Source organism: Nostoc sp. (genome assembly GCF_035638895.1).
In the GTDB taxonomy this organism is placed as follows: Bacteria; Cyanobacteriota; Cyanobacteriia; order Cyanobacteriales; family Nostocaceae; genus Nostoc.
The window spans coordinates 1-14,150 of record NZ_DASQZC010000426.1 but is presented as its reverse complement, the minus strand read 5'-3'; the positions used below and the strand labels follow the sequence as shown (position 1 = coordinate 14,150).

At 42.0% G+C, this 14,150-nt stretch carries 13 protein-coding genes; 8 read left to right on the top strand and 5 right to left on the bottom strand.

The annotated features are described in order from the left end of the window. Positions 1–112: 112 nt before the first annotated feature. From nifU to nifB, 4 genes are all read right to left on the bottom strand, one after another. A complete protein-coding gene (gene nifU, locus VE944_RS21480) occupies positions 113–1,012 on the bottom strand; it encodes a Fe-S cluster assembly protein NifU (RefSeq protein WP_324981564.1) in 900 nt (299 codons plus the stop codon). A 134-nt stretch (positions 1,013–1,146) separates the two neighbouring features. Next, a complete protein-coding gene (nifS, locus tag VE944_RS21475; RefSeq protein ID WP_324981561.1) occupies positions 1,147–2,355 on the bottom strand; it encodes a cysteine desulfurase NifS in 1,209 nt (402 codons plus the stop codon). Between the two features lie 26 nt (positions 2,356–2,381). Then, positions 2,382–2,735: a 4Fe-4S binding protein gene (locus VE944_RS21470; RefSeq protein ID WP_324981559.1), complete on the bottom strand. Its 354-nt coding sequence runs from the start codon at positions 2,733–2,735 to the stop codon at positions 2,382–2,384. Positions 2,736–2,866: 131 nt separating this feature from the next. Beyond that, a complete protein-coding gene (gene nifB, locus VE944_RS21465; RefSeq protein WP_324981556.1) occupies positions 2,867–4,318 on the bottom strand; it encodes a nitrogenase cofactor biosynthesis protein NifB in 1,452 nt (483 codons plus the stop codon). On the opposite strand from nifB, the gene VE944_RS21460 reads away from it, so the two are divergent. The 3 genes from VE944_RS21460 to VE944_RS21450 all read left to right on the top strand — a co-directional run bounded on the left by VE944_RS21460 (position 4,312) and on the right by VE944_RS21450 (position 7,257). Further along, positions 4,312–4,470, top strand: a complete 159-nt coding sequence (locus tag VE944_RS21460; protein WP_324981553.1) for a hypothetical protein — start codon at positions 4,312–4,314, stop codon at positions 4,468–4,470. The two genes, nifB and VE944_RS21460, sit on opposite strands and share 7 nt — an antisense overlap. Positions 4,471–5,453: 983 nt before the next feature. Then, positions 5,454–6,032 (top strand): Uma2 family endonuclease, encoded by a 579-nt coding sequence (locus VE944_RS21455; RefSeq protein ID WP_324981550.1) that lies wholly within the window; start codon positions 5,454–5,456, stop codon positions 6,030–6,032. 280 nt (positions 6,033–6,312) lie between these two features. Further along, positions 6,313–7,257, top strand: a complete 945-nt coding sequence (locus VE944_RS21450) for an NAD(P)-dependent alcohol dehydrogenase (RefSeq protein ID WP_324981547.1) — start codon at positions 6,313–6,315, stop codon at positions 7,255–7,257. A gap of 297 nt (positions 7,258–7,554) precedes the next feature. Here VE944_RS21450 and VE944_RS21445 read toward each other — a convergent pair whose 3' ends face one another. Next, positions 7,555–9,159, bottom strand: coding sequence for a PQQ-dependent sugar dehydrogenase (locus VE944_RS21445; RefSeq protein ID WP_324981544.1), 1,605 nt, complete (start codon positions 9,157–9,159; stop codon positions 7,555–7,557). 343 nt (positions 9,160–9,502) lie between these two features. Between VE944_RS21445 and VE944_RS21440 the strand changes: the two genes are divergently transcribed. The 5 genes from VE944_RS21440 to VE944_RS21420 all read left to right on the top strand — a co-directional run bounded on the left by VE944_RS21440 (position 9,503) and on the right by VE944_RS21420 (position 14,016). Next, a complete protein-coding gene (locus tag VE944_RS21440) occupies positions 9,503–12,610 on the top strand; it encodes a HEAT repeat domain-containing protein (RefSeq protein ID WP_324981541.1) in 3,108 nt (1,035 codons plus the stop codon). Between the two features lie 15 nt (positions 12,611–12,625). After that, complete coding sequence (locus tag VE944_RS21435; RefSeq protein WP_324981538.1) at positions 12,626–12,829, top strand: hypothetical protein; 204 nt, start codon at positions 12,626–12,628, stop codon at positions 12,827–12,829. Continuing rightward, complete coding sequence (locus VE944_RS21430) at positions 12,786–13,088, top strand: hypothetical protein (RefSeq protein ID WP_324981535.1); 303 nt, start codon at positions 12,786–12,788, stop codon at positions 13,086–13,088. Before VE944_RS21435 ends, VE944_RS21430 begins: the two co-directional genes overlap by 44 nt. A gap of 114 nt (positions 13,089–13,202) precedes the next feature. Then, positions 13,203–13,679, top strand: coding sequence for a hypothetical protein (locus tag VE944_RS21425; RefSeq protein ID WP_324981532.1), 477 nt, complete (start codon positions 13,203–13,205; stop codon positions 13,677–13,679). A 67-nt stretch (positions 13,680–13,746) separates the two neighbouring features. After that, positions 13,747–14,016: a hypothetical protein gene (locus tag VE944_RS21420; RefSeq protein ID WP_324981530.1), complete on the top strand. Its 270-nt coding sequence runs from the start codon at positions 13,747–13,749 to the stop codon at positions 14,014–14,016. Positions 14,017–14,150 lie beyond the last annotated feature (134 nt).

The window sequence follows — 14,150 nt, the reverse complement described above, 5'->3', positions numbered from 1 at the left end:
AGATTGAAGCATTGATGTGGAGACAATTATATGGTTCAAATCCTACTTTCTATTCCTGGCTGAATGCATATTAGGGCGTATTTGTAGAATACGTTAAGTCCTACAGCAATTCCTAAACTGCTTCGACTACAAGGCTCTTGCTGACACGATCTTGTAATCTGGCTTCGATCGCAATTTTCAGAGTTGCTGTACTGCTTGAACAGGAACCGCAAGCACCTTGCAGGACAACTTTAACGCGATCGCCTTCTACATCATAGAGTTCTACATCTCCCCCGTCTGCAATGAGTACGGGTCTGACTTCTTCATCAAGAACTTTTTGAATTAGAGCAATCTTTTGCACATTTGTTAGCGATCGCTCTTTAGACGTAACAATTTCTGTGGCAACTTGTACGCCGTAATTGTTGAGAGCAGGTGAGGCGTATTCCTGTTGAACTGATCTAATAATATCATCAATGTTCGCCAGACAGGAACCGCATCCGCCACCAGCTTTTACATAATTTGTTACTTGTTCAGCATCCGTGAGATGATTTTCTAGAATCACGCGACGGATTTTAGATTCGCTGATGCCAAAGCAACTGCAAACTAACGCGCCTTCATCATCATCATCGTGGGTAGCTAGAGGTATGCCACGATAATTATAGATAGCGGCTTCTAGCGCTTCTTGTCCCATTACAGAGCAGTGCATCTTTGCTTCTGGCAAACCACCAAGGTAATCTGCAATGTCTTTGTTGGACACTTTCAGAGCTTCATCTAAAGTTAAACCTTTGATCATTTCGGTTAATGCACTAGAAGATGCGATCGCACTAGTACAACCAAAGGTTTGAAAGCGAGCATCTAGAATCTTATCAGATTCTACTTCCACTTTCAGGTGCAATCTCAGAGCATCACCGCAAGCAATGCTACCGATTTCGCCCATTGCAACCTTAACTCCAGCTTCGCCCGTTTCTTCGATTGCTCCCTGATTTTTGGGATCGTAAAACAGTTCTAATACTTTATCAGTGTAGTCCCACATAACGTATTTTAGATTTTAGATTTTGGATTTTAGATTGGAGGATTGGGTACTGGGTACTGGGGATTGGGTACTGGGGATGGGAAAATTCTTCCCTAGTCCCTAGTCACCAGTCCCTAATCTCCAGTCCCTATTCCCTAACGGTGCGCTAGTGCTTGCTCCTGTTCTTGCAACCAACCCGCGTCATCATTTTTGAAGGGTGAGAGGGCGCGTAAACGTTCCACAATACTGGGCATTACCTCTATTACCCGATCGATTTCTGCTTCTGTGGTGTAGCGACAAAGACTGAAGCGAATGGAACCGTGCAAAGTTGTGTAAGGTAAGCCCATTGCCCGAAGGACGTGGGAAGGTTCCAGTGAACCGGAGGTGCAAGCAGAACCGGATGATGCACAGATACCGTATTTATTCAAGGATAGTAAGATAGCTTCACCTTCAATATACTTGAAGCCGATATTTGTGGTGTTGGGCAATCTCTGCGTAATGTCACCGTTAACGACACAATCGGGGATTTTAGCAAGTAAACTTTGTTCGAGGCGATCGCGCAGTTTTCTTTCTCTTGCGATCGCTTCTTCTAAGTGTAACAGTTCTAGTTCCGCAGCTTTGCCCAAGGCGATAATTGCTGGGACATTCTCTGTTCCCGCTCTACGTCCGCGTTCTTGGTGTCCCCCAAGAATAAAAGGACGGAACCTAACCCCGCGCCGGATATATAAAGCACCAATTCCTTTCGGCCCGTGTAGCTTGTGACCAGACAGGGTTAACATATCCACAGTACTAGTCTTCATATTCAACGGGATTTTTCCCACTGCTTGCACCGCATCTACATGGAAGATAGCGCCAGATTCTTTGACGCGCAACCCAATTTGCTCAATCGGGAAAATCGTTCCAGTTTCATTATTAGCATACATAATTGTCACCAGGGCGGTGTTACCCGTCAAGGAAGCTTCTAGTTCATCTAGATCCAGCTGCCCTTGATGATTTACTGATAGATAGGTAACAGTGTAACCTTGGGTTTCTAATTGTTTGCAGACATTGAGTACTGCCGGATGTTCAACTTGGGTGGTGACAATATGTCGCTTTTCAGGTTGCGCCAACAGTGCGGCTCGAATCGCCGCGTTATCTCCCTCAGTTCCGCAACTTGTGTAGACAATTTCTGACTCATCGGCTCCCAGGATGGCTGCAAGTTGTTCTCTTGCTGTTCTCACTGCTTTACCGACTTGCCCACCAAAGGTATGCATACTGGAGGGATTGCCGTAATAATCTGTGAGGTAAGGCAACATTACCTCTATAACTTCTGGGTCTACCTTAGTGGTAGCATTATTATCAAGATAGATGCAGTTATTTTGCATTGTTGTCTTCAATTACGAATTACGAATTACGAATTACGAATTATTTGGGGTTGGCGCTTTTGCAACTGTTCTGAGTATTTCTGAGAATAGCTTTGAAACCAAAGTTCCCAGTAATCTTGTTTATTTGTTAATTTAGCGACTACGCGGTTGTAATTGGTAAACCAGCCTTCCCAATAATCGCTAGGCTGCTTAACGCAACCGTCGCAGGTGGGACAACCAGCTTTACACTGAGGCACGGTATGAATGCTACCAATACAGTTTGTACAAAGTTCAGGGTCAATCCAGTGCTGTCCGTCAACCACTTTAACTGCATTTGTAGGACATACCGTTAGACAGAGATTGCAGGAAATACACTGGCTAGTAAGAATTTTGTAAGCCATGATTTATTCTCCTTTTGGGCGCGGGGAGTGGGGAGTGGGGAGTGGTGAAGTAGTACGGATAGCTAAGGTTTAGCCCGTGGTGAGTGGGGAGTGGTGAATATTGAAATTCCCTACTCCCTACTCCCTATTCCCTATTCGTTATTCCCTAATTCCTTAACGTATTGCTCGTAGAACTCCAAAGCAACCTTCTCAATCACGTCGTAAGCTTCAACAGACTGTATTCCAGCTTCAAGCAATTTTTCTTGAGGACTGTTACCAATCTTGGAGACTAAAACTGCTTTGCAATCTGCGATCGCTTTCATAATATGCTCAAAAGAAGCTTCTTCGCCGTATCCACCTTGGCAGTATTGGTCAATTTTGCGATGGCTGACAAAGCGAACTTCGTCCCCACCCACTTCGTAAATTTGGAATTCTTTCGCATGACCGAAGTGTTGGTTAACCAATCCACCGCCTTTGGTTGCTACTGCAACTAAGATTTTAGGACTGTTGGCAAATTTCTTGCCGGCAAGCGCCTTATCTTTGGCTACTTTAAGTTCTTCTTTAAACTTCTCAATCCCTTCGTGAACGGTAGCGCGTTGCTCCATGTCATATTCTGGAGTCATTTCCAAGAATTTCTCTTTGGAAAATTCTTGGCTGCGGTCTTCTCCTAATAATCCTACTGCATCGGCACGGCACTGGCGACAGTGACGCATCATTTTCATGTTACCAGAGCAGTTGTCTTGAACTTCTTTGAGTTCTTTGGGTGTGGGGCCACGTTGACCGGTTAAACCGAAGTGTGTGCCATGTTCTGGTGCAGAAATCAATGGCATGATGTTGTGTAAGAATGCACCTTTCTCACGAATGACTCGATTCACTTCGACTAAGTGATGGTCATTAATTCCGGGAATCATTACGGAGTTAACTTTGCACAAGATATCAGCATCTTTCAGGGCCTGCAATCCTTCCATCTGTCTTTCGTGGAGGATTTTTGCACCTTCAAGACCTCTGTAACGCTTGCGTCTGTAGTGAACCCAAGGATAAATCAATGCACCGATCTCAGGATCTACCATGTTAATGGTGATCGTAACGTGATCTATATTTAATTGTTTAATGCGATCGATGTAGTCAGGTAGCATTAAACCATTGGTTGATAAGCAAAGCTTAATATCGGGTGCTTGTGCTGCAATCAACTCAAATGTGCGGAAGGTTTTTTCTGGGTTCGCCAGAGGGTCGCCAGGGCCAGCAATTCCCACAACTGTCATTTGCGGAATCTTACCACCAATGACTAAAGCTTTGTGTGCTGCTTCTTCTGGTGTTAGCAATTCGCTAACTACTCCAGGACGGCTTTCGTTAGCGCAATCATATTTGCGGTTGCAATAGTTGCATTGGATGTTGCAAGCTGGTGCAACTGCAACGTGCAACCGGGCATAGTGGTGATGGGCGTCTTCGCTGTAGCAGGGATGTTTAGCAATGCGTTCTTCGAGCTTTTGATCCCTTTCCACGGTGGCGCTGCTGGGGCTGTCGCAGCCGCAACCACCGGACTTTGCTTGGGTTGTCGATTCCGTAGCGTTGGAGTTGAGGAGTCGTGTAGACGGTGATGTCATTGAGTTTCGCAAAAGGTCGGTGGACTTGGCTGCCACTGTGGGAGATGTTGCTGCTCTCTATGCCCAGAATTGAAGTCGCGTCTTCCACACTTCCTGCAAACCCTTGGGTTCGGGCAACTTGTTTTCAAGTAATGCAGGCGATAGATATCTGATGTTCGGCTGGTGTGTGTCAACGTTCGGTTCTTGGGTAGAATTTGTGCTTACAGCCGCGACTTCTCTTCACTTCAGGCATGGTGCTATGTCATCCCTCCACTCACTTTTCGCTTTGTTTTGTTTCAGAGCGTTAGGTGATTGGCGATATAAGATTTATAGCAGCCGTCTCCTAGCCAAACACTGCGTCTCTCTAGGATAGAATTTATTGGATTTATTACATTTGTACTCAAATACTAAAAACCCTAATTCTTCAAGCATTACAAGAATTAAAAAAGTTTTTTTCGGGTAGGGGTTCTAGTATTTTTTGGTTGGGGTTCTAGTGTTTATAGATAGGGGTTCAGGATTTCTTTGTACTCAGCCACAACCCAATCCCAGCAAAGACTTTAATCTACTTGCAACTGGGTTTTAGTTATTTAAATTTGTACTCATATTGCCCTCAATTTGCGTCAAAAGCAAGAATTGCCAAGGGTTTGAGGGTGAAAAACTGAAGTAATCTATCTTGTTCTACTCCATAAACGCGCGAAATTCAATTCTGTATCTAACATATCATTTTTTTGAGGGTAAAAATGCACTTCATATTTTTTTAATTTTTCTTTGACAATGATGTTCAATTATGCCTTTAAGCCTTATCTGGTAAGCCGTAGAAGCTAATGGAAATAGATGTGTTGCTGCATATAATTTTCAAAAAACTTAACTTTTAACTCCTTTTTTTTCATTCCCACAATGAGGAGATGGGTAGCAAACTCTCAGATTTTGTGTTTAAGAGAAACAACAAACTATAATCTAACATGATTGAGCGATCGCAATGAATTTTCTGAATTGCTCACTACAAACCTTAGCAAAAAACCTAACCTCCTGCCCGCGTCACAAAGGAGGAAAGTTTAAAGTCTTTCTTCTTTTAGGAGAGAGGTTTTCCAGATACCGCTCTTTGTTGCTGATACTATTTAGCTACAATCAAACCAAGCGTGAAAAAATCTTAGTTATGATAGCCATCCCCCAACAGCCGCCAAAAATGACCGTTGAGGAATATCTCGAATGGGAACCTCAGCAAGACGTTCGCTATGAATATGCCAATGGCGAAGTATTTGCCATGACAGGCGGTACGATTCCCCATAACGACATTGCACTTAACTTGTACACTGCCTTACGCCCTCATTTGCGTTCCAGAGATTGTCGAGCGAATGTGTCAGACGTAAAAGTGCAACTTACTCCCCAGAGCCGCTACTATTATCCTGATGTTATTGTCAGTTGCGACCCTCAAGACCTCAATGCCCGCAAATTTATTCAACATCCCAAACTAATTGCCGAAGTTCTTTCCCCAGGTACAAGCGCTAAAGATCGGGGTGAAAAATTTACTTATTATCTGACAATCCCTAGTTTGCAAGAGTATATCTTGATTGACTCGGAAAAAATCTCCGTTGAGCGTTACTGTCGGGGCGAGGGTAGGATGTGGCTTTACTACCCATACACGGATGGAGATATCATCACTTTATGGAGCATTGAATTTGAGTGTCCGATTGAACTCCTGTATGAAGGTATTGTATTTACGACTGAAGAATAAAGAGAATGTTCGCTGTTGTCTTTTAAAAAGCGATGTCTACGATGGGCTGCACCTACGCACCTTAAGCAATTATTGCAAGTTAAATGTCCGACAGCTTAAAACTTTAAATCAAGAGTTTGAAACCCACCTCCGTGGGTTTTGCCTGTAATAGCCCAGATTTCTAATCGCCTGGGCAAGGTAATGCTAACTCCCATGCGTAGGCGTAGCCCTAGACATCGCTACACTATATTCATAAGCTGTCTGAGTTCATTCAGTCAAACAGGGTAGCAGGAGGAATGCGATGAAAGCAGTGGTTATCCGTCGATATGGCGGCGCTGAAGTGTTGCAGTATGAAGATGTGGAGCAGCCGAAAATTGAGCCAATGCAGTTACTTGTGAAAGTTCGTGCTAGCAGCGTTAATCCCATTGATTGGAAAATTCGCCAAGGGATGTTGAGTTTGATTAGCGGCAGCAAATTCCCAAAGATTCTGGGGTTTGATGTAGCGGGAGAAATTGTAGAGGTTGGCTCCCAAGTTACTCGCTTTAAACCAGGAGATGCTATTTATGGCAGTACTAGCTTCCCTGGAGGAGGTTACGCAGAGTTTGCAGCCATTCCAGAAAACTTGGCGGTGCTTAAACCAACGAATTTATCTTATGAAGAAGCTGCTGCTGTGCCTTTAGCAGCGCTCACATCTCTGCAAGCGCTGCGAGATCAAGGAAATATTCAAAGAGGACAAAATGTTTTAATTAATGGTGCTGCGGGCGGTGTTGGGATTTTTGCAGTGCAAATAGCTAAGGCTTTAGGGGCAGTGGTGATGGGAGTCAGCAGTACCAAAAATTTGGATTTGGTGAAATCTTTGGGAGCAGACCGCGTGATTGATTATACACAACAAGATTTTGCTGAAGATATAGCGCAGTATGACATTATCTTTGATGCAGTGGGTAAGCGATCGCTCTCACAAATCAAAAGAGTCCTCAAACCCAACGGAATTTATATCAGCACATTACCTAGCCCTGAAGTCTTGTTAGAGAGCGTCTTAACAGCGTTCCTTCCCGGTCAAAAAGCGAAATTTCTCTTTGAGAAACCTAATGCTAAAGACTTGCTTTTTCTCAAAGAATTGATTGAAGCGGATAAAATTCGTGTGGTGATTGATCGCACATATCCCTTACAAGAACTAGCGGCGGCTCATGCTTATAGCGAAACTGGGCGTGCAGTAGGGAAAATTGCGATCGCACAGCCCATCTAGATATCGCAGTTTCTACTTAACTGGAGGACAATAAGCCAAAAGCAGCACAGGTGACTCAATTTTTGATTTTGGATAATAAAATTGTTCTCGCGTTTAAATTCGCTTGCTCTGGGACTTTTTAAATTTTGGATTTTAGCCTATTCAATCCCTTCTCCCAAGGGGAGACGCTGCGCGAACGGGTGACGCTCGAAGACTCGCTAACGCTACGCTAACAGCAGTCGCTCATGGGGGAAACCCCCAAGACCGCGCTGCTTCACCAAAATCCAAAATTTAAAATCTAAAATCCCCTAAGTGGGACTACTTGACTTGTATAAACGATATTTTGTTATCGAAGTCAGCTCCAAGAGATTTATAATCACCAGCACTAAACTCACGGCATCGACCACCAGTTTCATTTTGGCAGACACGTACCACTCTACCCGGTGGTACACTTAATGAGCTAATAGCGTCATTCCCTACAACATTTAAGCCACCTTTGACCGCTTCGTATACTCCTGGACTTGCAGGAAAAGACTGGGAAACTCCAGCCAAATTAGGATCTCTGTAGACCTTAACCTGTCTTGGCGGCGTGTAAGAGAGCTTATAAATAGTACCACTGTAGTCATCCGAAATTAACAAATTACCTTGCAGATCGACTACCATATCTACCGGTCGCCCCCAGACTTCTTCCGTTCTTGGAATTAGCCAACCGTTGACTAAATCCATCTCTTCTCCTAGAGCCTTTGTCGTACTGTTCCAGGGAAAGTAAGCTATTTTATAGCCCGTTTTCTTCTGCCGATTCCATGAACCATGTAACCCCGTCACTGCCCCACTTGAGTACAGGCTGGGAAACCTAGTATTTTGTAAAAATGTTAGTCCCAAGGGAGCCGAATGGGCTTGAATACCCTTGCTAATCCTGTCCATTGCATTGCAATTAACACTTCCATCACGATTGAATTCATAGTCGCGGTCAAACGGCATATTGTTCAAGCCAGTTGGCGTGTCAGGATTGGGGTTGCAGAATGGCCAACCGTAGTTACCGCCATCTCGGACTTTCGTGAACTCCTCTGGCGGGTGGTTGTCTACGTAAGAGGGGATAATCTTACCGTAATTGCCAGTACTATCGTTGAAGGGATAGCGGATCTGATCTCGATTATTAACGACTACCCAAAGGTCATTTGTGCCAGGTAAAAATGCTAATCCTTCGGCATTACGTAAACCTTGGGCAAAAAGCCGTTGATTGGTTCCATTGGCATTGTATTGGTAAATTGCACCGCGTTTTGGGTTACTAACAGTATCTTCCTTGCAAGCATTGCACGTAGAGGCGATCGACACGTACAGTTTGTGATTGGCATCAAGTGCGATATTTTTTAGCTCGTGACCATAAGAGCCTTTGAGTTCCGATGTGCTGCTGTCTGGTAAGCCAGTTATAACGATTTGGCGATTTTTGGCGACTCTATCTCCAGAGCTGTAGATGAAGCGGTTAATTTGATGAGTCTCAGAGATATAAACGTATGTGGTGTTGTCAATCTTATGAAATACAATGTCGTGTGGTTTGCGTAGACCCGTCACGAAGTCAGAAATAATTGGGTCTTTGCTGCCATTTGGCCGGACAATTAACACTTTACCCGTACTCGGCTGTGATACTAGAAGATCCCCATTGGGAGCAACTGCCATAAAACGAGCTTTCTTAATGCGAGCATAAACAGAGGCGGAGAAATTGGGCGGCACTTTCAAGTAACGGTCAGTATTAAAGGGCGCAAAGTTCATTGTACTAGGCACTTTAACCTTAGTTTCAACAGACGCAGGGGGCGGATTGCCCAAGGCTGCGGCACTAAGAACCTCTAAGGACATTAGACTCAGTAACGATGTAGCTAATATGCCTCCAAGTATCTGTGTTGGTTTTGAAGCAAATGCAACCATCTTAAATTTCCCTCTAGCTTTTTAGTGATTTACGTTACACGGAACTTTCGGCAAGCCGATTCTATCCTGAGTTTGAACAAAGGTAACTCAGGGGTACTAGTTTTTTAAAATACTTAAAATATCTTTATTTACTCTTATTTTTCTTAACTCATCAAAAAATGGGTGAAACGAAAGTTACCAAGAAAGGCAGGGCGATCGCTCTTTTAAACCAAAAAATTCCTCACACTTAACGGAATTATCACCACCCTATGTTCTGATATTTCTGCAATAACTCCAAAATCTGTAAACATTACCCTGGCTAGTGGATATACTCGTAGTCAAAATCTCAACAGAAACGAGTATTATGCTGGACTGGTTAGCTTATTGGGGTGTAACTCAGGCCGCCGGGTTTATTTTTAAACCCATTCTGGAAGACTTAGCCAAGGATGCTGCTAAGGATTGGGCTAAAGATTTATTAAAAGGCATCCCTGGCAATATTTTAGAGAAACTTAAGAAAGAAGACATAGAAATTGCTGCTGGGAAAGCTTTAAAAGAATTTTTACAACTGGTGCAGGAAGATTTAAAAGGTGGAGAACTTTCTGAAGATGAAATCAAAAAGTATACGCAGCCGATAAAGCAATTTCTCAAAAATCAAGAAGTCAAAGAACTTTTGGGAAATGCCTTTAAAGATAATAATCCAGCTATAGATACTAATAAATTACAAGAGATTTGGGATAAAATTAATGTTTCAAATCCGTTACCAGATGATTTTAACTGGAAGCGGGTTGCTAAGAAATATCTGCAAAAGGTTAAAGAGATTATTCAAGGAATTCCTGAACTCAGAGATATTCTCGATTCCCAAAATCTGGACAAAATTAAATATATCTTAGAAAGCAATGCTCAGAAAATTACCACATTTGATTTAGTTAAATATCAAGAAGGAATCCGTGAGTGCTATGGCAATCTCAAGTTAGATAGCTTAGATACTAGCGGCTATGCCTATAACGAACTGAAATTATGGCGGATTTTTACTGCTCAAAATGTCCGGGAAACTCATCAAGTTTTAGCACAAGTTCACGAACTGCCTAAAGAACATCTTAGACGACTGCGAGAAAGTGACCAAGTAGAAGCTGTTGAATTAGAAGAGTTAGAACGCCACAAACGGGTTTATTTTGAACAGCCGATCCGTTGTGTTTTAGATGTTGTCAATAAAAAGCAAGATTATAAATATATTGTGATTTTAGGCGATCCTGGTTCCGGGAAGTCTACTTTGTTGCAGTTTCTGGCTTTGAATTGGGCAGAGTCTCCACTGGATAATGTTATCTCATTACCAATTCCCTTGCTAATTGAATTACGCACTTATATGCGGCGACGGGAAGATAAAGAGTGCAATAATTTTCTCGAATTCTTCCATCAAGGTAGTGGTGCAATTCATCACCTCAATCAGCTTGAACTAGATAAGAAATTAAAAGCTGGTAATGCCTTACTGATGTTTGATGGTTTGGATGAGGTATTTGACCCTGGTAAGCGAGAGGATGTAATTACTGATATTCATCGCTTTACTAATGACTATCCTGATGTGCAGGTAATTGTCACTTCTCGGATTATTGGCTATAAACCGCAACGATTGCTTAATGCTGAGTTTCGCCACTTTATTTTACAAGATTTAGACTTAGAACAAATTCAGGATTTTATCTACCGTTGGCATGAGTTAACTTTTACAGATGCAGTAGATAAAGTGAGAAAACGGGAACGGCTACAAAGAGGAATTGAAGCTTCCAAATCTATTGCAGAATTAGCGGGAAATCCTCTGTTGTTGACGATGATGGCAATTCTGAATCTCAAGGGAGAAGAATTACCCAGAAATAGAATTAAACTCTATGAAGAGGTTTCCAAATTACTGCTACATAATTGGGATAATAAACGCAATTTGAAACCAGATAAAAAACTAAAATATATTACCTTTAAAGATAAAGAAGGAATGTTGCGTCAAGTTGCTTATAAAATGCAAACTCGTGAAAAAACTTTAGCTGGCAACATTATAAATAAGGATGATTTAGAAGAAATATTCACTACTTATATGCAACGCCTAAGCATCCCATTGTATAAAGCCAAATATAAAGCTGAGAGGTTGAAAGAGCAACTAAAGACTCGCAACTTTATGTTATGTTTCGTGGGTGCGGATTATTATGCTTTTGTGCATCGGACATTTTTAGAATATTTCTGTGCTTGGGAGTTTGTCTGGCAGTTTAAAGAAACGCGAACGCTGAGTATTGAGGAGCTTAAGAATGAAGTTTTTGGCAAACACTGGCAAGATGAAAGTTGGCATGAAGTTTTACGTTTGATTGCAGGAAGTCTTGAATCAAAATTCGCAGGAGACATTATTGAACATTTAATCGAAACATTTGAGGACGGACTAAATGAAGGTGCTTATGAAGAAAAGCTTACTGATATACTTTTTCTTGCATCTGATTGTATTTTAGATGTAAAAAACCGCTCTACAATAACAGTGACTGACAATAAATTGCTTAACTATCTAAAAAAAGTAGCGGAGTATTATGTTCCTTACAGTTCAGAAGATGTTGCTAATCTCTTTACAGACACAGACCAAGCTAACTTAATCGTTAAAATTAACACTAAGGTAGTTTCAGTCATTACAACTACATGGAGTAACCACGTAGAGACGTTACCTTGGCTAAAAACTTTAGCTATGTATGGTTTGAATGGAAAGGATGGAGATATACCAGCTATGGCAGTGCGAGAGTTAGTGCGAGGTTGGAAAAATGATCCCGATACTTTACCAATACTCAAATCTCTTGCTAAACCTATTCATGATACGAATAATACATCTGCCTATGCAGCAATACAAGAATTAGCGCGAGGTTGGAGAGATGACCCAGAGATTTTGCCAATGCTTAAATCCCTTACTCAATTTAGGGAGGATAGAAACATACAGACTATGGCAGTGCAAGAGTTAGCGCGAGGTTGGAAAGATGATCCAGAGACTTTGCCAATGCTCGAATCCCTTGCTCAGTCTAGTAATGATTCGGTAGTACAAAGTACAGTAGTGAAACAGTTAACACAGGGATGGAAAAATCAACTTAATATTTTATCTTTCGTCTTATCTTTGCTCAAAAAACCTGCTCAACTTGATAATTTCGGCTATATCAAACACGAAGTGATGGAAGAACTGATTAAGAGTTGGCAGACTAGTCCTGAAATTTATAATTTCCTTTGTGAATGTGCTGTTGATGATTCCTTTAATCCGATATTTTTGGATTTTTCAACTGATAGCACTTCTAATAGGAATCAGGTTCCTTCCCGGCAAATAGCACTTGAGGCAATCATTGAGCAATATCCTCATCCTCAGCATCCCCAGACTTTACCACTGTTGCGCGATCGCGCCAAAAATGACCCAGATGAAAAAGTGCGGGAGTATGCTCAGAAGAAGTTGGCACAATTAGAGAAGTAAAAGAGCAGTGAAAATATGAACAATACAGAAGTTCGTCAGCAAATCAACCAATATCTAGATGGATTATCTTCTGAACGCTTAGAACTAGTTGCTGACTTTTTAGCGTATCTCGCAGATAAAGAGAGTGAAGACGCTACCCAAGAGTTACTTGATATCCCTGGATTTATTGAATCCTTTGAAGAAGGTCATCAAACACGGCGGCGCTACAACAGCAGATAATCTCTGTTATGCCTGTATCTTCTGTAACCTGCAAAAAGGAACGGATTTAGGGTCAATTAATTGGCAAACTGGCGAAATTGTGCGGTTTTTTAACCCACGCAGAGACTTTTGGGGTGAGCATTTTCGACTAGATGAGGCTGTAATTCAACATCAAACAGATATCGGTGAAGTTACCGCACGTATCCTAGATTTTAACGGCGATGAAAGGATTGTAGAGCGACAAGCTTTGATTGCATCTGGTCAGTATCCTTCAGCATAGGCGCTAAAACAGATAAATAAATAGGTTATGATGTGCGATCGCGCTTACCAATGGGAATTATATACTTAGCAACTATTGCTACTTCACCATTAGAACTCCCAAGGTAAATATATAATGGCTTATCAAAATATTGCAGCCGCCCTTTCGCCACAAGATATCCAAGAAATCAAAGCCGCGCTACAAAAAATCCAACAAAAGATGCCCTTTTTAGTCACTCTTAGCACTGAAGAACGGCGCAAGTTGGTAAAAATGGGCGATAAAAGCCTAGCATTTGTAAACAATAGTGTCACTGCTGCTCAGTCTAACCGCGAAATTCTTCCAGCCACTTTTGAGGTTGAAGAACTTGTTCGAGATTATCAATTAGCCACTGCGCTCACCGAAGTTTTGATTTCAATGCAGCAACTCACCGAACAGGTAGATGATACCCTAATGGCAGTCGGTAGTGAAGCCATGACCAACAGTTTGACTGTTTATGATTACGTTAAGACTGCATCGAAAAAGACTCCAGGCTTAAAAACTGTCGCTGAACAGTTGGGCGAACGTTTTAAAGCTATTAGTAGAGGTAAATCTGCTAAAACTCCTGTCTCTTGATAATTGAATACTCATCGGTAAACTGTAGGGGTGTACAAATGTACGCCCCTATTCTATTTATCCACCTTTGAACTCCGTTAATGAGTCTTTGAACTGGATGAATCCACCTTTTATCTCCGTTAACGAGTCTTTGAACTGGATGAATCCACCTTTTATCTCCGTCAACGAGTCTTTGAACTGGATGAATCCACCTCTGAACTCCGTTAACGAGTCTTTGAACTGGATGAATCCACCTCTGAACTCCGTTAACAAGTCTTTGAACTGGATGAATCCACCTTTTATCTCCGTTAACGAGTCTTTGAACTTCGTTAATGAGTATCGAAAATTGAAATGGTAAACCTATAGAAGAGAATAATCAGATAATTGCAGAAGCGATCGCTCAAAGAATCCAGCAAGAGAAGAATAATCAGAGTTAATAGTGCTGACGAGGGCAAAGCCCTCTAGGCTATATTTGGTTTTGTTGATTTCTAG